The following is a 19,772-nucleotide window of genomic DNA, read 5'->3' on the forward strand; positions in this document are numbered from 1 at the left end:
CATAATGCGTATACTCTCCATCGACTATGGAAAGAGAAGAACCGGTATCGCAGTGACCGATCCTATGCAAATCATTGCTAACGGTCTGACAACTGTCGAAACAAAAAATCTGTTTCCCTTTCTAAAGGACTATTTAGAAAAAGAACCTGTTGAGTGTGTAATTTTGGGACTCCCCACTCAGACTAATGGGCAACCATCTGAAAATCAACAGCGCGTTCGTCAATTTGCCGCTAATTTCACGAAACAATTTCCCCAGATTCCACTAGAGTTTTACGATGAACGTTTCACCTCTGTCCTAGCTCACCAAACAATGCTTGCCAGCGGTATTGGAAAACAACGCCGTCGCGATAAAGCACTTGTAGATGAAATCAGTGCGTGTATAATTCTACAGTCGTATATGGAAAGTAAACGAAATATTTAAAAGAGAATATGATATTACCCATTTATACATACGGACAATCCGTACTTCGCAAAGTTGCAGAAGATATACCAACCGATTATCCAGGGCTCAACGAACTTATTGTAAATATGTTTGAGACAATGGAGAAAAGTAATGGTGTCGGATTGGCAGCTCCACAAATCGGTAAATCCATACGTGTTGTAGTTATCTCTTTGGATGTTCTCAAAGACGAATTTCCCGAATATGAAGGCTATAATCATGTATTCATCAATCCACATATTGTGGAAGTGGATGATAGCGAAACGGCTCTGCTCGATGAAGGTTGTCTTAGTTTACCTGGACTTAGCGAACCAGTACGTCGCCCAACACGCATCCATGTTACTTATCTAGATGAGAACTTGCAACCTCATGATGAATGGGTAGACGGATATTTAGCGCGTGTTATGCAGCACGAATTTGATCATCTCGAAGGCGTTGTATTTACGGATAGAATCAGCCCATTGCGCAAACAACTTGTGAAGAAAAAACTCGAGATGATGCGCAAAGGAAAAGTAAGTTGCAGTTATCGTGTGAAGACACCCAAATAAGAAAAGCTAGATTTATGGCACACACAAGTACCAAGCCAAACAATAAGAAAAGCCCCTCCACTGCGGAGGGGCTTTTGCACTTGCTTACATTGCTTCTGCTCATTGTGCCAAGCTTCCTCTATGCACAAATCAATGTTACAAGCACCCTGCTCATGGGACGTAATGCGTTGAGTGTTGATGATAACCTCAGCGCTATTCGCTATTTTAACCAAGTGATAGAGGCACGTTCAAGTAACGCCGAAGCATGGTATCTTCGTGGATTGGCAAAATTCGCATTAGAAGACTTCCATGGTGCAGATGCTGACTGTTCACAGTCAATTCTCTTAAATCCATATAAGGTAGAAGTATACCAACTCCGTGGTTTGTGCCGTATCAATCTCAAAGATTATCATGGAGCGATAAACGATTATGCGCACACCCTCGCTGAAAAGCCAGATAATGAAGATGCACGCTTTAATAAAGCGTATTGTTTCATGCAAATCAAAGAAATGGATAGTGCGAAGGTGGAAATAAGCAAAATACTACATCGCTCTCCTAAATTTTATCGAGCTTATATGGCGCAAGCACAAATATACTTAGAAGAAAAGGACACACTGAAAGCCATCACCTGGATGGATTCCCTATTGACTTTCCGCCCCAACGAATCTCAAATTTGGCAATTCAAGGGACAGTATGCCATAAATAACAACTTATATTCAGCTGCCGATAGCTTTCTTACACAAGCCATTAAATATACCCCTAATGATGATCAAAGCTATCTACTAAGAGCTATGGCGCGCAACTCTCTCAATAAGTTTGATGCTGCTATCACAGACTACGATAAAGTGATTAGTCTTATCCCACAACATTTCGTGGCTCACTATAATCGCGCCTTATTACGCGCACTTGTGGGGGATGATAATCGCGCGATTCAAGACTTCACCTTCATTTTAAAAGTAGAACCACAAAATACATTAGCCCGCTATAATCGCGCTCTTCTTCGTGAACAGACAGGAGATTACTGTGGAGCTATACGCGACTATAGTGTTTTAATAAAAACATATCCTAGATTTATGTATGGCTATGTTGCACGGGCTAAATGTCGTCGAAAAATTGGAGATATTAAAGGAGCATTGAATGACGAGACGGTTATTGCTCGTGCAGAATTAGATATTTCTTTTGCACGCCCTAGCCGTTCAATACACAAAAAGGTCAGACTGCGTTCCGACCATGCTTTGGAGCATTATGACCGCATAATTACAGAAACTCTCGATACAGCCAAGATTTTTGGTGACGGCATCTTTGGTAAGGTTCAGAACAGTAAAGTAGAAGCTAGCCTTATGCCGTCTTTTCAAATAACTCTTCTTCCCGTCACAGCACGAGGCTATCGTAGCATTGGCTATCAGAGTGAAACTGAAGAATTGAGTAAAAGGTTTGAATCTTTAGAACTTCAGGCTGAACAACAAAGGGGAAGATTCCACTATCAATGCAATGCCAAATATCGCGTCTTTTTCACAGCGGAAAAAGACGCTAAAAATCTTGCACATTCAGAAAACTATAGAATGAGTATAGATACATTACTCAATAGGTTAACAGACACGGATGCTTACCTACTCCGCTCTATGTTGGCCTATATGGCTTACGACTACAATGCAGCTTGGACATATGCAGAGAAAGCAGTTTCTCTTAGCCCTAATTCTGTGATAGCTCTACAGAATCGTGCAAACATTCTTGGAACACTGTATCTAAATGCCGATAAAGAACAAAAAGTCCTATATGCACATCAAGCAATAGTGGATATGGAGGAGGCTATAAAATTAAGACCAAACAATGCATATTCCTATTACAATCGTGGATGTCTTCTTGCCTCTTTTGGAAAAGTACAAGAGGCTAAAACAGATTTTACTACAGCCATTGCACTTGATAAGCGTTTTGCTGAAGCATACTATAACCGTGCGATTCTCTGCTTACAAGACAATCGCAAACAAGAGGCAATATCTGATCTCAGCCGTGCTGGAGAACTAGGGCTCTATAAAGCGTATAACTTGTTGAAAGAAGCTCAAAATTAATTTATACTTCTAGCATTTTCTATAAAAGATTTTTATCCGTCAAACAGCAAGATCTGAATTATCATCTCGAGAACGTGCAAAAGAGCTTTAATTGACATCCAAATTATTCTTAAAAGCAAAAGTATTTGAGAATAATTACTTAATTTCGCAAATCGATAAAAGTCACGCATGTTTTATTTATGAAATATCGCATCAGTAAAATTTCCTTTTTTTTATTTGCCGTTCTGCTCGTTCTCCCAGTTCATGCACTCGAAGATCGTAAGAAGACAATATCTACAGTGGGAAAAGGAGTTATCATTGAACCTGATCATCTTTCTTATAAGGCGCAAGCCGATAAGGCAACAAGTCCTTTAGGTCGTGATATCGCTATTGGCGCAAACGCACGTGGAAATGGGCATATAAACACACGCTATGTGGAAGGAATAGATATAAGTCACTATCAAGAAACTATTGATTGGGATGAAATTGCTCGTAATGCAGAAATTTCTTATGTCTATGTAAAAGCTTCTGAAGGAGAAAATCTTAGAGATGATTATTATATTCAGAACTTACTTGGTGCACGCCGTGCAGGACTGAGCGTAGGAAGCTACCATTTCTATCGTCCGCAGGTTACACCTCAAGCACAGTTAGAAAACATGACGCAAGTGGTTCGACGTGAGGAACAAGATCTTGTCCCTATCATAGATATTGAAAAAGAAGATTCGGACGAAGCTGCCTTTATCGAGAATCTTCGACAGTTCATTCTACTTGTTGAACGTTACTACGGAAAAAAACCCTTACTCTATACGTACCACAATTTCTACAATCGTCATTTCCAAGGATTGTTTACCAACTATCATTGGATGATTGCTCGCTACCGTACTGACGCTCCAGTACTCAATGACGGCAAAACATATATCATGTGGCAATATACACAAAGTGGGCGCATACCTGGCATTCGTGGAAAAGTAGACCGCAGCCGAATTATGTCAGGATTTACGCTTCATCAGCTAAAACTATAATCACAACTAAATAAACACAGCAACATTATGTCTGAATGGTTCCAATGCACCGTTAAATATGAGAAGACCATGGAAAATGGTCAGCAGAAAAAAGTTACAGAGCCATATCTCGTAGATGCGATTAGCTTCACTGAAGCTGAGCGCCGCATCATCGAAGAAATTTCACCGTTTATGGCGGGAGCTTTTGAAGTTAGCGACATTAAACGTGCACATTTTGCCGAAATCTTTGAATCAACAGACGATAGTGCAGATCGTTTCTTCAAAGCTAAACTTTTATTTGTCACTCTTGACGAGAAAAGCGGAAAAGAGAGGAAGACAACACAACAGGTTCTGATTCAAGCTACTGATTTACGCGATAGTATTAAGCGTCTAGATGAAGGTATGAGAGGTAGCATGATGGATTACACGATTGCCAGTGTTCAAGAAACAACGATCATGGACGTATATCACTATCAGCAAAGTGCCCCCGAAAGCATGACTAAGGTTGACAAACCTGAATTCGAGGAATAAAGCCAAATAATCAACAGCAAAATGACAGAGATTCAGCAAAATCTAGCAAAAATCCGCGAACAGCTTCCTTCAAATGTACAGCTCGTTGCTGTTTCTAAGTTTCATCCCGCAGAGATGATTCAACAATGCTATGAACAAGGCCAACGAATCTTTGGGGAAAGCCACGAACAGGAACTTCGCATAAAAGTTCCCGCGCTTCCCAAAGATATAGAATGGCACTTTATAGGACATTTGCAGACCAACAAAGTAAAATATATAGCTCCTTATATTTCTTTGATTCATGCGGTTGATTCTTTCAAACTCATGAAAGAAATTGATAAGCAAGCAGCTCACAATAACCGCATTATACGCATTCTGTTAGAACTCCACATTGCTGAAGAAGCCACCAAGTTTGGATTCTCTCTCGCAGATTGTCGCACACTGCTTGAAGATGGTGAATGGAAAGAGTTGAAGAACATACAAATCTGTGGCTTAATGTGTATGGCATCCAACACTGATAATACAGAACAGGTATGCAAAGACTTTGAAACGGCGCACATCTTCTTTGAAGAGATAAAAGAAAAATACTTTCCTAACGATGAGGCTTTCTGTGAACGGAGTTGGGGAATGACTCACGATTTTCAGATAGCAGTAAACGAAGGTTCCACTATGGTACGCATTGGTACCGCTATCTTTGGTGAACGTCAATACTAAAAAGTTATGTTTCTCAATCCTTGCTGCAAAATAAATCTCGGACTTTACGTTGTTGAAAAAAGAGCTGATGGTTACCACAATCTAGAAACCGTATTTTATCCTATACCTCTTTGTGACAATCTTGAAGTAAAAACACTTCACAACTCTAACGAACCGTATTTACTCCAGACTGTTGGCCCTAAGATCCAAGGAAATCCTGAAGACAACTTAATTATTAAGGTGTACAATCAGCTGAAAGCAGACTTTGATCTTCCTCAGCTCGACATTTTACTTCATAAAAAAATACCCATGGGAGCAGGACTTGGTGGTGGATCGAGTGATGCTGCTTTCATGATGCGCATTCTCAACGAAGAATATCAACTGGGAATGAATAATTCTGAGATGAAAAAACGCGTCAGCAAACTCGGAGCTGATTGTGCCTTTTTTATTGACCCGCACCCCGCTTATGCAACGGGGATTGGGGATATCTTTTCCCCTATTACTCTCTCGCTAAAAAAATGGGTATTGGTACTCGTGAAGCCACAAACCTCAGTTTCTACACAAGAAGCTTACTCGCAAATCGTGCCCCAAAAAACTTCAGTAGATCTACGTGAAGCTTTAGCTTTACCTGTAGAAGAATGGAAAAACGTGGTATGCAACGACTTCGAGAAAAGCGTTTTCTCCACACATCCAGAAATTGAAGCCATCAAAGAAACACTTTATGATATGGGAGCATGCTTTGCGCTTATGTCGGGCAGTGGTAGCACAGTCTTTGCCCTGTTCAAAAATAAACAGGGCGATCTTCGAAAGATTTTCTCAGACTGCTTCACGTTTCAAAGTACACTTCTAAAATGATTATCTGTTTTAGCGGAACAGGCAACACGCGATGGGCTGCCAACAAAATAGCAACTCTCACGAATGATGTAATAATAGAGGAGACTTCAGAGCAGTGCGATGATGTACTAGGAATATTCTTCCCTATCTATGCTTGGGGAATACCGAGGGTCTTCATTGATCAGCTCCGGCGATTCTTCAGTAACTCTGAAAAACAAAGGAAATTTAGCTATGTTTATGTAGTTTGTACATGTGGTGACGACATTGGTCTCACTGATAAAGAGGTAAAAATCTTATTACAACAGTATGACATAAACAATATCTCCATCTGCTCCATTCAAATGCCTGAAACATATATAGATTTCCCCGGTTTCAAGTTAGATACTCAGGCTGCTGCAGCTAAAAAAATTGCAGTAGCAGAAAGCCACATCTCAGTTTTTGCCACAAAGATTCAAAAGCATGAAATGTTCTATGAGATAAATCGTGGAACTTGTCCATGGATTAAAAGTAGAATACTTCGTCCTCTTTTTTACAAATTCTTTATAGATGATAAAAAATTTACAGTAGACAAAGATCTTTGCATCCATTGCAGCAAATGTGCAAAGGTATGCCCCATCTGTAATATAGATTGTTCTCCTACAAGTATTCCACAATATAAACACCATTGTATCGGATGCTTAGCTTGCTATCACCATTGCCCCCAAAATGCCATACAGCGCGTATATACTAAGGGTAAAGGTCAATATTGTCCTCCACAATCCTAAATCGTTTTAAGAATTGAGCCTACACTTTATTGCTTCAAGAATAGCTTAAAATCAAGTTTTTTTATTCGTAGATAAGAACATTGTCCTGTACTAAATAAGTTGACAGTTCATAAACTCAAAAAAAGATTATGTCAAGATTAAAGTACAGCGAAACAGAGAAAGTTCTGTTGTTGCGTTCTTACCTAGAGAGCGGTATGGACGCTAAAAACTTTTCACGTAGTCGTGGAGTTCCTTATACCACCTTCCGCTATATTTGCAAGCAATATGGCACTCCAGATCTCTCAACAATCGAACGACTTATGAAAGAAACAAAAATCCCGAATACTGTCGATGAACTTCAATCTCAACTCTCCAACGAGCGCAAAGCCTATGAGGCAGAGATTAAGCGCCTCAAGAAGGCTCTTTCTGAATCCGAATTGCGATGTTTGGCCAACTCCACAATAATAGATTTAGCGGAGAAGATGTTCAATATCCCCATCCGAAAAAAACGCGATACCAAGTAATCAATACTTTGTCTCAGAGCCAGGAAGCAGATACGTCCACGCGGCGTAACGTCTCCTTCCTCTGCGATTATCTTGGCATAAGCAGACAAGGTTATTACAAGTATATGACTCAAGAAAAAGAAGAGGAAATCCTAGGAATGAGTATCGTCCTTTATGCCACAGAGCTGCGTAAGGACCTCCCCAAAGCAGGCATGCGCGAACTCTACGAACTGTGTCGTCGTAAGTTCCAATATAAGTTCTCCATTGGCCGCGACCAGTACTATACAATCTCTTCCAGTCTAACGACCTCTATCAGTGTACTGACAGATAAAATATCCTTATTGTATTTAAAAATACAATAAGGATGTCAGCTGAGAGGCTTATTGTATTTATAAGCCCAATAATAGCGCATTAGGATTCTTTATTTTTAAGAATCATTGCTTATTTTATCATGAAAGAAGAAAGAGAAGCTCCATCTAACGATAGCGTAAGCCGCGTATCTATATTGGTACAAAAAGTCATTGGCGAACCAAGAAAGATTAAATCTCCTTGACATAGTCGATAATTTTGACTAAGTTTTGACACAATTTCTTCAGGTTTCACCAGCATTTCTTTGGTATCGTATGCACAAAGTTTTTTTTCTCCTGCCAGAATCTCTATGTGATGATTGCAATATGTTCCCATAGGTACAAAACGCCCTATTGATGCTGCTCCATCAAAACCAACAGCAAGCTCCCAAGGAGCTCTTTTCTCTCGAAGTTCCTCCAGTAACTGTGAAGCTATGAAATGTACCCCTATTGTTATTTCTGAAAAATATCGGGGAGCAAAACGTTCTGGAATGCCTTTTCCCAAGCGATTAATACGAATAACAAGATGAGCACGTCCGACAGCAGGAAGTGCATAATCAGGTAAAAAAGCAGGCCGCCCTATTTGGTTTAGAGCTGTATCAGGAATCATAAAAACGTTCCCAATCTCAGTGTAATTGTTGCTAAGTATAAATATTTTCATAAAATCTTTGCTATTCCAAAAATTAGAATTACTTTTGCTCTCGCTTAACGGGGCGTAGCGCAGTCCGGTAGCGCACCTGGTTTGGGACCAGGGTGTCGCAGGTTCGAATCCTGTCGCCCCGACTTAGAACTCAACTCTCAGAGAGAGTTGAGTTCTTTCTTTTTTCCCCCTCAGTGTTGGCCGGCAAAGTTACAAAATACAATAATCTTAGATACGTTTTCGTTATAATAAATATGTATAAGAAAAGAATATTGACACTCCTTATAGGGTTCGCAGGAACTATTTCTCTAATAGCTCAACCGTTTACCACTTTTGCAGAAAAAGATTTTTCACCAGGAACTGTCTTCTCTACACAGTTCAACTTGGGGAAAAATTATGCAGATTCCGTATGGTCCGTGAATCTTATCTATCCCGAATTCCGCTTAGCGACAAAATCAGAAACAGAACTCTTAAAAGAAAAAGGGATACCAGCTCAAGAGCTCCCTGCTGTAGAAACATCACTATCCATAAGTCGGAAACAAGGTTTTTTGGATGTATATTTTACTCCTTTTGCCTATCGGAATGGACATTGGATGCGCATGGCTGGCTGTAAAATCCAACTAGTGGCTAATCCACGTATAATAGCGCGCAAGGCACAAGCTTTACCCAATTTAATTCAACGATACACGGATCATAGTGTTTTATCTAAAGGAAAATGGGTGAAAATTAGTGTCCCAGAAGAAGGAATCTACCAACTGACTGCTTCAAAACTCAAGAGTTGGGGCTTTAATAATATCAATCGCGTTAAAATCTATGGATATGGTGGTCGCATATTGCCACAAAAACTAGAGTTTTCAGGCGATAATAGTGTCATTGATGATCTTTGCGAAGTTGCAACTTGGCGCAGGAGTAATTCTTTACTTTTTTATGCCGAAGGAACACTACGTTGGAGCTGGGATGCAACAAAACGGGCATGGAACCGTGCCCAAAACACCTATTCTCGTGCTTCTTATTACTTTATCACAGAAGGCGAATCTCCTCTTGAGATGAAAGTGATAGAACCAACTACAGCGTCTACCACGACGCTCACTTCTGCCATTGTTCCTGCATTGCACGAAAAGGACGCCTTTGCTTGGTACGAAGGGGGTACAGAATTTTTCTCTAGTTATGATTTTATCAATAAGAATACCCAATCGTTCACACTGTCTACCCCAGGATTTTCAGGTGGAACGGCAAAAGTTGCAGTAGCTGTAAGTGCAGCATCAACACTAAAGAATACAAATGTTGAGACTTTAGCAAATAGTCTAAATCTTGGGACTTTCTCAATTAGCACTTACGATAGTGAAACGGAAAGTGCTAGAGAAACGCGTGCTCTGTTCTCAACGGATTCTCTCCTAGAGAATAATACTTTCAAAATAACAACAACAGCAGGGAATTCTGCACGCCTCAATTATATTCTCGCATCCTATCCTCGGAAGTTAGATGCTTCAGTTCCTTTTGTATTTACTCCAGCAACAATGAGCCCCTCTGCTGCTGTGATACGTGCAGAAAATGCAACTGCTTCCACTCAACTCTGGCGTATCGCTTCTGCTTCAGCCCCAACAGCCATTATAAAAACAACCATCAATGGTACAAAAATTACAGCACAAATAGAGGATGCAAAGCAACGCTACATCTTTGTAGATGTAGCAAAGAACTATGCTGAACCTTCTCGAGTAGGAACAATAGAAAACCAGGACTTGCATGCAGATTCAGCACAAGATATGGTCATCATCATTCCTGAGAGTGGCAAACTGAAGAAACAAGCAGAGCGTTTGGCCATGGCTCATAGAGCAGAAGGCCTACGCGTAAAAATTGTCAGAGCAGATCAACTCTATAATGAATTCTCCTCAGGTACACCAGATGCTACTGCATACCGACGATACCTAAAAATGCTATACGACAGAGCAAAGACAACAGCAGATATGCCTCGATATCTTCTCCTCTTTGGCAATTGCTACTGGGACAACCGCTTGCTGTTAGGGAGCTCATTTTCAACAAAAGACCTATTGCTGGCCTTTGAAGTAAGTCCGAATGATCGCCTTATAAACATTCCTCATGGAACACTCTATAGCTATGTGACTGATGACTACTACGGGCTACTTGATGATGGTGAAGGCTCTGCTATTGCTAGTCGTGATAAAGTGGATCTCGGGATTGGTCGCTTCATCTGCACAACTGAAGAAGAAGCTAAAATTCTAGTGGATAAAACGCTAGAATATATGGAGAACAAAAATGTTGGAGCGTGGAAGAATCGAGTAATAATGCTAGCGGATAATGGAGATAATAATCTCCATCAAGAAGATTGCGAAACGACAGTAAGAAATATACAGAATGCAAATGACGAACTAATAATAAAAAAATACTACTGGGATGCTTACCCTATGACTACTTCTGCTACGGGAAATTCTTTTCCTCAAGTAACGCGTATGCTACAAGAAGAGCTAAAAAGAGGGGCACTAATTTTTAATTACACAGGGCATGGAAGCCCGCGACAATTAAGTCATAACAAATTACTACAGACCTCCGACTTTGAAAAAATAACAGATGGTAATATGCCGCTTTGGATTTTTGCATCCTGCGAGATAACTCCTTATGACCAACAAATGGAAGATATTGGGCGTGCAACACTATTCAATACAAAACAAGGTTCTGTTGCGATAGTTTGTGCGACACGTTCTGTTTATGCTATATATAATCGTGCTCTCAATGCGGCTTATTCGCGTTATGTACTTTCTAGCGACGGTAACGGAAAACCCTATACCCTAGGAGATGCAATGCGATTGGCAAAAGTTAGCTTAGTGACAAATGCGGGTGATCGATCTATGAATAAACTTAAATATGCTTTGCTCGGAGATCCTGCTCTTACTCTTACTGCACCACGTGGACAAGTTGTAGTAGACAGCATAGATAGAGAAGCCATAACCTCTAGCACCAATATTCAACTGAAAGCTGGTCAAAAGGTGCGCTTTGCCGGCCATGTAGAAAGAAATGGTCTCCTAGCAACCGACTTCAATGGAACTGTTACGGGTTCTCTCTACGACAGATTAGAAAATATTATTTGCAAAAACAATAACAATGCGAATAAAACAGCAATGGTTTACCAAGATCGCAAGAATGCACTCTTTGAGGGTAGCGATTCTATTCGCTTTGGCCGCTTCCAACTTAATGTTGTTGTACCGCGAGATATCAGCTATTCCGAAGATAAAGGGAGAATGTACTTTTATGCAGTTAACACGGATCATTCTGAAGAGTCACATGGCTCTACAACTCAATTTCACCTCAACGGAACAATACAAACGCAAAAGACCGACACGCTCGGACCAAAAGTTTTTGTATATCTAAACTCCACCGATTTTCCGGATGGTGGATATGTTTCCACCGCTGCACTTTTCGGAGCAACTCTCCATGATATTTCTGGCATAAATGCCAATGGCTTGGGAGTAGGCCACAACATAGAATTGAGCATTGATGGTGACGTCAATAATATCATAGTCTTGAACGATTATTTTGCTTATGACTTTGGAAGTACTACTTCCGGAACCATCCAATATCCACTCACAAATCTTTCGCCTGGGCGACATAAGTTAACTCTTCGAGTTTGGGACGTAAACGATAATTCAACAACGACTTCGCTTAACTTTTTTGTCAGCGAAGATCTCACGGGAGGATATGATGTAAATGCAACTGCTAACCCTGCGTATACGACAACAACATTTGTCACTACTTTGGAAAATTCTAATGAAAAGACTGATGTGTCAGTAGAAGTTTATGATATAGCAGGACGTCGCATTTGGAATGAAACATCTTCAACTTCTGCTAATGCTAGATATGATGCAATCCGTTGGTCACTAACAGATTATGCTAATAGACCAGTTCCAGCAGGAATCTATATTTATCGATCTATTATTTCGTCAAGCAGCAAGAGAGTAACTACAAAGAGCAAGAAGATGATTATCGTAAGGCAATGAAATAATAATCCTGCAACATCTACAATAATAACAATAAACGCAGATTACATCCGTTATAATAGTAATAGAAAACTAACAGAAAAGTGAATAAAATACAATTATTTTTGGCAACAATCATTGTAGCGAGTCCCGCAATCGCAGGTAACAATGACGACATACGCGACAAGTTTAATCCTATCCTGACAGCAGTTACTTCTCAGAGCATTGGGGCTGACGCCCGTGCTGGCGGTATGGGTGATATTGGTGCTGCTACTGACCCAGATGTTAATGCACAGCAGTGGAACCCCGCAAAATATCCCTTTACGATTAGTAGAGCAGGAGTTTCTCTTAACTACACGCCGTGGCTACGTAAGATTACGACAGGCATAGCTCTTTTAAATGCGACGGGCTATATTCGCTTAGGAGACTACCAAGCACTGAGTACTTCTGTGCGCTACTTCTCGTTGGGTGACTTTTCTGTATCAAATGACAATGCAATGACAGTAAAGCCTTACGAGTTCGGAATTGATGTAGCCTATAGTAGAATGTTGAGTGATAATCTCTCTGCTGCTGTAGCTCTTCGATATATGTATTCTGACTTGAGCGGTCACTATGATGACAATACCAAAGCAGGATCAGCCTTCGCTGCTGACATAGCAATGTATTGGAATAAATATGTGATGTTAGGAAGCCGCGAGAGCCAACTAGCCTTTGGCGTCAACATTAGTAACATTGGCTCAAAAATAAATTACGGAGGGGATTATTCATACTTCATTCCTACAAATCTACGTATTGGTGGGAGTTTGATGATACCACTAAATGAATATAATCGTATCTCTTTTAGTGCTGATGCAAACAAATTCCTAGTTCCGTCTATGCCGCTTAGAAATGCAGATGAGAGTAACGAAGATTATAACGAGCGCATACGTGAAAAATACTATGATATGAGTTCGATAAAGGGTATTTTCAAAAGTTTTGGCGATGCACCTGAAGGTTTCAAAGGAGAACTCAAAGAAATAAATTGGGGAGTCGGAGTTGAATACACCTATAATGATAAATTCACTCTCCGTGGAGGTTACCACAATGAGAATGCCTCACAAGGCGGACGAAGCTTCTTCTCTGTTGGTGCTGGCTTCCGCATGAATGTGCTATCCATTGATGCTGGCTACGTAGTTGCAACTAGTGCTTCTAATCCTCTCGACCAAACATTTAGAGTAGGTTTGAGTTTTGATATGGATGGTATCAAAGATTTATTTGGACGTAGAAAATAAACATATTATGACAAAGATAAGAGTAGGCTTGGGGTATGACGTCCATAAATTAGTAGAGGGACGCAAGTTATGGCTGGGAGGAATCTCCATAGAAAACGCAAAAGGCTTATTAGGACACAGCGACGCAGATGTACTCATCCATGCAATTTGCGATGCTCTACTTGGGGCTGCTAATCTTCGTGATATAGGCTACCATTTTCCTGATACTGATATAGAATACAAAAATATTGATAGTAAAATCCTTCTCAGGAAAACGACAGAGCTACTACATAAGACAGGCTGGCACATTGGCAATATAGATGCAACAATTTGTGCTGAACACCCCAAACTTAATCCCCATATTGAGAAAATGAAAGAGACATTAGCATCCTTGATGGACATAGATATTTCTGATGTTTCTCTAAAAGCAACAACTACTGAAAAGCTAGGCTTTACAGGACGTGAAGAGGGCATTTCTACTTATGCTGTTGTACTTATTGAGAAGTAAAAAATATATTGCTGTCCGGTAAATTTCAAAACTGCACTAAAAACCTTCCCGAAGCCCTTTAGAGTAGGACTTCGGGCTTTCTTTTTCAAAAAGCAAGCCCCCTAATCAAATAATGATGGTTCCGAGGGTGGGGATTTAGCTCTTTCAGCCCAAATTGCACACTCATCCTTTTGGGGATCTTCCATGAAAGCGATGAAATTGGTGTAATACATGAGCGTCAATCTAAGCATGGTTACGATTTGAGAAAAAGAAACGTGTCTTTTAATCATTCTGGACAGTACTGTGCACAAGAGATTGGCAATGAGTACCACCCAGGTTTGTATCTGGATGGCATTCACGCTCTCACCATAGAAAAAGTGCAAAGGAAAATTCTGTTTCAGTTGTTTATAGAGAGTTTCTATAGCCCACCTTCGTTTGTAGATTTCAGCAAGTTCCTCAACCGATAGTTCAAAATTATTAGTCAGTAACGTCACCGACTTACGAGAGTTATTACTCCATAGCTCTACGCATCGGGCTTCGTGCCTTACCTTCTCTTTCTCAAAAAGAATGTGTTTGTCGATATGAGTGACCAAACCATCACGAGAAACATAGGCTGTAGAAGCCAATTCCTGGTAGTTGAGGTTTTTCTTCATCTTAGTCACATAGCAGACACCTTCTTCCGTAAGCCTTTGAAACTGTGCATAGTCTATATAGGCTCTATCCATTGCCAAGGTGGAATCTTGGGGCAGGTGCACCTTTTTGAGAAGATAATGATCGTGTTTGGCAGCAGAGGTCAGTTCTACCACCATAGGTACACCTACTTGGTACTTCATAATGGTGTGTACCTTCATTCCGCCTTTCTTCTTCCCGCTTTTGGGATGTCGGCCTACTCCCTTGAGAATGTTGTCAAAGAGCGTGATAGTGGTAGAATCTATCATATAAAGCTGCTTCTCCCACGCTTTTTGACAGCCCACAGGTCGGCTGTCCGCTAAAAATGGAGTGTAGCGTTCCAACAGGGAGGCATAAACCTTGGCAAAGAACTCTTGTGGACGCCGCTGGTTGGCTTCTGCAAGCGTACTGCGACGGACAACGTAGTCAAGACCCAAATGGGAGAGTTTCATGGTCTCGGCTTTCATTCCAATCTCCAATTCACGCAGAGAATCAAAGTGTTTGAGAACACCAAAGAGCATAATGATGAGGTGTTTCCAGCCTGTCAAACGCTTCACATAGCGTTCGCTCCCTAGCGTTTCAAGACTAATTTGTTGAATTTTGGCTTTATCCAGCAATTTTATGACCTGACTATAGACCGGCTGTCCGGTAAAATATGTACTTTTGCTCATGTTACTAGCGTTTTTTTTGCAACAAGCAAAGTAACAAAAGAGGCTGGAATCCTACAAGAGGGTTTCAGCCTTATTTTTTTGCCGTGTAAAACTTTTACCGGACAGCAATATAAAAAATACTAAGCACAAGAGAAGGGACTTTCACTTGAAAGTCCCTTCTCTTTATAATATAAGCTAAAAAATAAATTTTAGAATTCAGCAGATTTAGGAGTTCTTGGGAAAGGAATAACGTCACGAATGTTTTGCATTCCTGTAACGAAAAGAATTAAGCGCTCAAAACCAAGTCCAAATCCTGCGTGAGGACAAGAACCATACTTACGAGTATCAAGATACCAGCCATAATCTTTCTCTTCCATTCCACGTGCTTCGATCTCACCAATAAGTTTTTCATAATTCTCTTCACGAACAGAACCTCCAATGATTTCACCAATGCGTGGGAAAAGAACATCTGTCCCTTGCATAGTCTTACCGTCTTCATTCTTCTTCATATAGAAGGCCTTAATCTCACTAGGATAGTTTGTCATTATCACAGGACGCTGGAAATGAGTTTCAACAAGATAACGCTCATGTTCACTACTTAAATCCATTCCCCACCCAGTAATTGGGAACTCAAATTTCTCTCCTTTCTTTACAGCCTCTTCCAAAATCTGAAGTCCCTCGGCATAAGTAAGGCGCACAAAATTCTCCTTTACAACAGACTGCAAAGTTGCAATAAGATTTTTATCAATCATCTTATTGAGGAATTCTAAATCATCCATACAGTGGTCTAGCGCCCATTGTACACAGTATTTTATGAAATCTTCTTCTAGATCCATCAACTCAGTCTGATCCATAAAAGCTACTTCAGGCTCGATCATCCAGAATTCAGCCAAATGGCGAGGAGTATTACTGTTTTCTGCGCGAAAAGTAGGACCAAAAGTATAGATAGCCCCCAAAGCCGTAGCCCCGAGTTCTCCTTCTAATTGCCCACTAACAGTTAGACTAGATTTCTTACCGAAGAAATCACGATCATAAGGGACATTCTCTTCCTTTCCTGTACGTGATAAGTCCAATGTTGTCACTTGAAACATTTCGCCAGCACCTTCAGCGTCACTAGCCGTAATTATCGGAGTATTGAAATAGTAGAACCCATGCTCATGAAAGTACTGGTGAATAGCCATCGCCATATTGTGACGAATACGGAAGACAGCACCAAAAGTATTTGTACGAAGACGAAGATGAGCATATTTACGCATATATTCAAAACTCTGACCTTTTTTCTGCATAGGATAATCAGCAGGACAAGCACCTAATAGTTCGATCAGTGTTGCTTGAACTTCCACAGCCTGTCCAGAACCTTGACTTTCAACCAATGTTCCTGTTACACTAAGGCAAGCACCTGTTGTTATATCTTTGAGAAGGTCCTCATCAAACTTTTCGTTATCGGCGACGATTTGTACATTCTTTATTGTACTACCATCATTAAGAGCAATAAAACTAACGCTCTTACTGCCACGACGTGTACGAACCCAACCTTTTACAAGTACTTCGGTACCAAAATCTGTACGCTTCAGTACATCAATAATCTTTGTACGTTTCATATTTATTCTTTATTCGAAAGCACCCATACGAAGGAAATTTACTTCTTCCTCTGTGAGGAATCGCCAATCGCCTCTTTTAAGATGCTTCTTAGTAAGACCTGCAAAGAATACGCGGTCTAGTTTATTAACATGATAGCCCAAACTTTCAAAGATTCGACGAACAATACGATTCCTTCCACTATGAATCTCTATACCGACTTGCTTCTTATCGGTATCGCTCGCATATTGTATTTCATCAGCTTTGATTTCACCATCCTCAAGTGTAATGCCCTCTGCTATCTGGCGCATATCTGCAGCAGAAACATTCTGATCAAGATATACATGATATATCTTTTTCTTCATGAACTGAGGATGTGTTAGCTTAGCAGCCATTTCGCCGTCATTTGTCAAAAGCAATACACCTGTTGTATTACGGTCTAGACGCCCAACAGGATAAATACGCTCAGGACATGCACCGCGAACAAGATCCATCACTGTCTTACGATTCTGCGGATCTTCACTTGTTGTCACATACCCTTTGGGCTTATTGAGGAGAATATATACCTTATGCTCAATCTTAACGGGAGCATCATGGAAGAGTACAGTATCAGTACGCAACACCTTTGTTCCCAGTTCTGTTACAACTTTTCCATTAACAGTGATAACGCCGGCTTCAATATATTTGTCTGCATCACGACGTGAGCATATACCTGCATTTGCAAGATACTTATTCAAACGGATTGGTTCATTCGGGTCTATGTTTGCCTCCTTATATTCAATACGTTTTTTGTGGCTATATTTTGCATGTGGGTCATAACCATTCGACGAACGTTGCTGGCGTGAACGATTGAAGCTACCACGTTGTTGACGATCGTGACCATTTCCTTGGCGGTTATAACCATTTCCTTGACGACCATAACCATTATTCTGACGGTCATAGCCGCTAGATTGATGTTGATAAATACCTTGGCCGTCATTATCATAACTTTGGTTATATTGGCGTGGCTGGTAGCCACTTTCTCCCTGCTGTGAATAGCGAGGACGATACTCGCCTTGATGACGATTGTATGAACCTTGACGATTATAATTGTTAGAACGCGGCTGATAACCATTATCACGATTATATCGCGAACGATAACCTTGTTCGCCCCTTTCTTCTTCGTTATAACGATTATTTTGTTGATATCCTTCTCTAGTCTGATTAAAGCGAGAACGATACCCTTGACGATTTTGTCCTGCATTTGAGGAGTAACCACCTACTCGTTGATTCCGATTAAAACGAGGACGGGAAGAACGCTGCTGAAAAGCGTTGGAATTGTCACTTGACGGCTGGAAATCATCACGATGGCCTCCGTCTTGATAAAAATTATTTTCTAAATCACTCATTGTTATTAAGTTATATTAGCCTCGCGGCTATTTTGTAATTATAGTTTATAGACCCGTATAATTGTGTGGTGTTATGGCTCGCAGTTCAGTCTTTACAGCTTCACTAACATCTAGCGTTTCAATAAACTTACGTATAGTTTCAGCTGTAACAGTCTCATTGGTTCTAGTTAGAGCTTTTAATGTTTCGTAGGGATTCGGATAAGCTTCTCTGCGCAAAATTGTTTGAATTGCCTCTGCAACAACTGGCCAACAATTATCTAAATCTGTATCAATATTTTCCTCATGCAAAACAAGCTTTCTCAAGCCTTTTAGAGTACTTTGAAGGGCTATAACGCCATGCCCCATAGGGACACCTATATTACGTATAACAGTAGAATCTGTCAAATCTCGTTGCAATCGACTGATGGGCAATTTCCGACTCAAGAATTCTAAAATTGCATTGGATAAACCTATATTACCTTCAGAGTTCTCAAAATCGATGGGATTAACTTTATGCGGCATAGCACTTGAACCCACTTCGCCCTTCTTGATCTTCTGCTTGAAATAGCCCATAGAAATGTACTGCCAGATATCTCTATCCAAGTCCATTACTATTGTTTGCAAACGCTTCATTGCGTCAAAAACTTGTCCAAAGTTATCATAGTTAGAAATCTGCGTAGTAAACTGTTCACGCTGGATATTCAAACGCTTCGTAAGAAAGTTATTGGCAAACTCTATCCAATCATACTCAGGAAAGGCCACGTGATGCGCATTGAAGTTTCCTGTTGCACCACCGAACTTACCACTTATTTCTTGTACAGCTCTCTCTAATTGTTTTCGGGCTTGTTCTAATCTATAACTAAATACACGGAATTCCTTACCAAGGCGCGTAGGACTAGCTGGTTGCCCGTGAGTTTTTGCCAACATAGGGACATCTTTCCAATCGTCAACATAAGTATTCAACTGCTGAATAAGTTCATCAACAAGAGGGATATACACATCCTTCAAGCTCTCTTTCAACATCATTGGAAATGATGTATTATTGATGTCTTGGCTAGTCAAACCAAAATGAATAAACTCTTTGTAAGTGTCACAATCACCTATTTCTTCTAGTTTTTCCTTGATAAAGTATTCAATAGCCTTGACATCATGGTTAGTCACTGCTTCTATATCTTTCACACGTTGCCCATCTACTTCAGAAAACTTCTCATAGATACTACGAAAACGTGGGAACAACCTACTATCAACATGCTGCAACTGCGGTAATGGTAGTTCACAAAGCGCAATAAAGTATTCAATTTCAACGCAAACTCGGTACTTCATTAACGCTTGTTCCGAAAAATACGGAGCCAAACTAACTGTTTTCTGATGATATCTGCCGTCAATTGGCGATACGGCTGTTAGTGCATCCAATTTCATGTGATTTGTATAAAAGTATGTACAGCGCGCAAATTTAGCGATTTAATTTTGAATAAAATCTCATACTTCCAATATACT

The 19,772-nt window shown here is 40.4% G+C and carries 18 protein-coding genes and 1 tRNA gene; 14 read left to right on the forward strand and 5 right to left on the reverse strand.

Annotated elements, in window-relative coordinates; all coding sequences use genetic code 11:
* The first annotated feature begins 4 nt into the window (after positions 1 to 4).
* The 10 genes from ruvX to ACO4R2_RS01345 all read left to right on the forward strand — a co-directional run bounded on the left by ruvX (position 5) and on the right by ACO4R2_RS01345 (position 7,660).
* Entirely contained in the window at positions 5 to 421 is a 417-nt protein-coding gene (ruvX, locus tag ACO4R2_RS01300; RefSeq protein WP_311489894.1) for a Holliday junction resolvase RuvX, read from the forward strand.
* A gap of 8 nt (positions 422 to 429) precedes the next feature.
* Positions 430 to 987 carry a peptide deformylase gene (gene def, locus ACO4R2_RS01305; protein ID WP_484768883.1) on the forward strand — a complete coding sequence of 186 codons (558 nt, stop codon included), beginning with the start codon at positions 430 to 432 and terminating at the stop codon, positions 985 to 987.
* 14 nt (positions 988 to 1,001) lie between these two features.
* A complete protein-coding gene (locus ACO4R2_RS01310; RefSeq protein WP_484768884.1) occupies positions 1,002 to 3,035 on the forward strand; it encodes a tetratricopeptide repeat protein in 2,034 nt (677 codons plus the stop codon).
* A gap of 179 nt (positions 3,036 to 3,214) precedes the next feature.
* The gene (locus tag ACO4R2_RS01315; RefSeq protein WP_484768885.1) at positions 3,215 to 4,036 is read left to right on the forward strand and encodes a glycoside hydrolase family 25 protein; all 822 of its coding nucleotides are present in this window, start codon (positions 3,215 to 3,217) and stop codon (positions 4,034 to 4,036) included.
* A gap of 27 nt (positions 4,037 to 4,063) precedes the next feature.
* Positions 4,064 to 4,546, forward strand: a complete 483-nt coding sequence (locus ACO4R2_RS01320; RefSeq protein ID WP_347719682.1) for a DUF4494 domain-containing protein — start codon at positions 4,064 to 4,066, stop codon at positions 4,544 to 4,546.
* 21 nt (positions 4,547 to 4,567) lie between these two features.
* Complete coding sequence (locus ACO4R2_RS01325) at positions 4,568 to 5,239, forward strand: YggS family pyridoxal phosphate-dependent enzyme (protein ID WP_347719681.1); 672 nt, start codon at positions 4,568 to 4,570, stop codon at positions 5,237 to 5,239.
* A gap of 6 nt (positions 5,240 to 5,245) precedes the next feature.
* Complete coding sequence (ispE, locus tag ACO4R2_RS01330) at positions 5,246 to 6,073, forward strand: 4-(cytidine 5'-diphospho)-2-C-methyl-D-erythritol kinase (RefSeq protein ID WP_347719680.1); 828 nt, start codon at positions 5,246 to 5,248, stop codon at positions 6,071 to 6,073.
* On the forward strand, positions 6,070 to 6,816 hold the full coding sequence (locus tag ACO4R2_RS01335) for an EFR1 family ferrodoxin (protein WP_347719679.1): 747 nt from the start codon (positions 6,070 to 6,072) through the stop codon (positions 6,814 to 6,816). The genes ispE and ACO4R2_RS01335 overlap by 4 nt, the downstream gene beginning before the upstream one ends.
* 128 nt (positions 6,817 to 6,944) lie before the next feature.
* Positions 6,945 to 7,319 (forward strand): transposase, encoded by a 375-nt coding sequence (locus tag ACO4R2_RS01340; RefSeq protein ID WP_347719678.1) that lies wholly within the window; start codon positions 6,945 to 6,947, stop codon positions 7,317 to 7,319.
* A 104-nt stretch (positions 7,320 to 7,423) separates the two neighbouring features.
* Positions 7,424 to 7,660 (forward strand): hypothetical protein, encoded by a 237-nt coding sequence (locus ACO4R2_RS01345; protein WP_347719677.1) that lies wholly within the window; start codon positions 7,424 to 7,426, stop codon positions 7,658 to 7,660.
* A gap of 79 nt (positions 7,661 to 7,739) precedes the next feature.
* Here the strand turns inward: ACO4R2_RS01345 and ACO4R2_RS01350 are convergent, their stop codons facing one another.
* Entirely contained in the window at positions 7,740 to 8,306 is a 567-nt protein-coding gene (locus ACO4R2_RS01350) for a fumarylacetoacetate hydrolase family protein (protein ID WP_347719676.1), read from the reverse strand.
* A gap of 48 nt (positions 8,307 to 8,354) precedes the next feature.
* Here ACO4R2_RS01350 and ACO4R2_RS01355 point away from each other — a divergent pair.
* The 4 genes from ACO4R2_RS01355 to ispF all read left to right on the forward strand — a co-directional run bounded on the left by ACO4R2_RS01355 (position 8,355) and on the right by ispF (position 14,032).
* Positions 8,355 to 8,428, forward strand: a tRNA-Pro gene (locus ACO4R2_RS01355).
* A gap of 111 nt (positions 8,429 to 8,539) precedes the next feature.
* Positions 8,540 to 12,295 carry a type IX secretion system sortase PorU gene (gene porU, locus ACO4R2_RS01360; protein ID WP_347719675.1) on the forward strand — a complete coding sequence of 1,252 codons (3,756 nt, stop codon included), beginning with the start codon at positions 8,540 to 8,542 and terminating at the stop codon, positions 12,293 to 12,295.
* A gap of 83 nt (positions 12,296 to 12,378) precedes the next feature.
* A complete protein-coding gene (gene porV, locus ACO4R2_RS01365; protein WP_484768886.1) occupies positions 12,379 to 13,545 on the forward strand; it encodes a type IX secretion system outer membrane channel protein PorV in 1,167 nt (388 codons plus the stop codon).
* A 7-nt stretch (positions 13,546 to 13,552) separates the two neighbouring features.
* Positions 13,553 to 14,032 (forward strand): 2-C-methyl-D-erythritol 2,4-cyclodiphosphate synthase, encoded by a 480-nt coding sequence (ispF, locus tag ACO4R2_RS01370; protein ID WP_347719673.1) that lies wholly within the window; start codon positions 13,553 to 13,555, stop codon positions 14,030 to 14,032.
* 101 nt (positions 14,033 to 14,133) lie between these two features.
* Here ispF and ACO4R2_RS01375 read toward each other — a convergent pair whose 3' ends face one another.
* From ACO4R2_RS01375 to purB, 4 genes are all read right to left on the reverse strand, one after another.
* A complete protein-coding gene (locus ACO4R2_RS01375; protein ID WP_484768887.1) occupies positions 14,134 to 15,351 on the reverse strand; it encodes an IS4 family transposase in 1,218 nt (405 codons plus the stop codon).
* Positions 15,352 to 15,539: 188 nt separating this feature from the next.
* Positions 15,540 to 16,931, reverse strand: a complete 1,392-nt coding sequence (asnS, locus tag ACO4R2_RS01380; protein WP_484768888.1) for an asparagine--tRNA ligase — start codon at positions 16,929 to 16,931, stop codon at positions 15,540 to 15,542.
* A 9-nt stretch (positions 16,932 to 16,940) separates the two neighbouring features.
* On the reverse strand, positions 16,941 to 18,296 hold the full coding sequence (locus ACO4R2_RS01385; RefSeq protein ID WP_484768889.1) for a pseudouridine synthase: 1,356 nt from the start codon (positions 18,294 to 18,296) through the stop codon (positions 16,941 to 16,943).
* 45 nt (positions 18,297 to 18,341) lie between these two features.
* Positions 18,342 to 19,694, reverse strand: coding sequence for an adenylosuccinate lyase (gene purB / locus ACO4R2_RS01390; protein WP_484768890.1), 1,353 nt, complete (start codon positions 19,692 to 19,694; stop codon positions 18,342 to 18,344).
* Positions 19,695 to 19,772 lie beyond the last annotated feature (78 nt).

Source organism: Alloprevotella sp., from assembly GCF_057240785.1.

Excerpts from the sequence above, each read along its gene's own strand:
- ruvX (WP_311489894.1), top strand. The coding sequence starts at position 5 with ATGCGTATACTCTCCATCGACTATGGAAAGAGAAGAACCGGTATCGCA.
- def (WP_484768883.1), top strand. The coding sequence starts at position 430 with ATGATATTACCCATTTATACATACGGACAATCCGTACTTCGCAAAGTT.
- ACO4R2_RS01310 (WP_484768884.1), top strand. The coding sequence starts at position 1,002 with ATGGCACACACAAGTACCAAGCCAAACAATAAGAAAAGCCCCTCCACT.
- ACO4R2_RS01315 (WP_484768885.1), top strand. The coding sequence starts at position 3,215 with ATGAAATATCGCATCAGTAAAATTTCCTTTTTTTTATTTGCCGTTCTG.
- ACO4R2_RS01320 (WP_347719682.1), top strand. The coding sequence starts at position 4,064 with ATGTCTGAATGGTTCCAATGCACCGTTAAATATGAGAAGACCATGGAA.
- ACO4R2_RS01325 (WP_347719681.1), top strand. The coding sequence starts at position 4,568 with ATGACAGAGATTCAGCAAAATCTAGCAAAAATCCGCGAACAGCTTCCT.
- ispE (WP_347719680.1), top strand. The coding sequence starts at position 5,246 with ATGTTTCTCAATCCTTGCTGCAAAATAAATCTCGGACTTTACGTTGTT.
- ACO4R2_RS01335 (WP_347719679.1), top strand. The coding sequence starts at position 6,070 with ATGATTATCTGTTTTAGCGGAACAGGCAACACGCGATGGGCTGCCAAC.
- ACO4R2_RS01340 (WP_347719678.1), top strand. The coding sequence starts at position 6,945 with ATGTCAAGATTAAAGTACAGCGAAACAGAGAAAGTTCTGTTGTTGCGT.
- ACO4R2_RS01345 (WP_347719677.1), top strand. The coding sequence starts at position 7,424 with ATGACTCAAGAAAAAGAAGAGGAAATCCTAGGAATGAGTATCGTCCTT.
- ACO4R2_RS01350 (WP_347719676.1), bottom strand. The coding sequence starts at position 8,306 with ATGAAAATATTTATACTTAGCAACAATTACACTGAGATTGGGAACGTT.
- porU (WP_347719675.1), top strand. The coding sequence starts at position 8,540 with ATGTATAAGAAAAGAATATTGACACTCCTTATAGGGTTCGCAGGAACT.
- ispF (WP_347719673.1), top strand. The coding sequence starts at position 13,553 with ATGACAAAGATAAGAGTAGGCTTGGGGTATGACGTCCATAAATTAGTA.
- ACO4R2_RS01375 (WP_484768887.1), bottom strand. The coding sequence starts at position 15,351 with ATGAGCAAAAGTACATATTTTACCGGACAGCCGGTCTATAGTCAGGTC.
- asnS (WP_484768888.1), bottom strand. The coding sequence starts at position 16,931 with ATGAAACGTACAAAGATTATTGATGTACTGAAGCGTACAGATTTTGGT.
- ACO4R2_RS01385 (WP_484768889.1), bottom strand. The coding sequence starts at position 18,296 with ATGAGTGATTTAGAAAATAATTTTTATCAAGACGGAGGCCATCGTGAT.
- purB (WP_484768890.1), bottom strand. The coding sequence starts at position 19,694 with ATGAAATTGGATGCACTAACAGCCGTATCGCCAATTGACGGCAGATAT.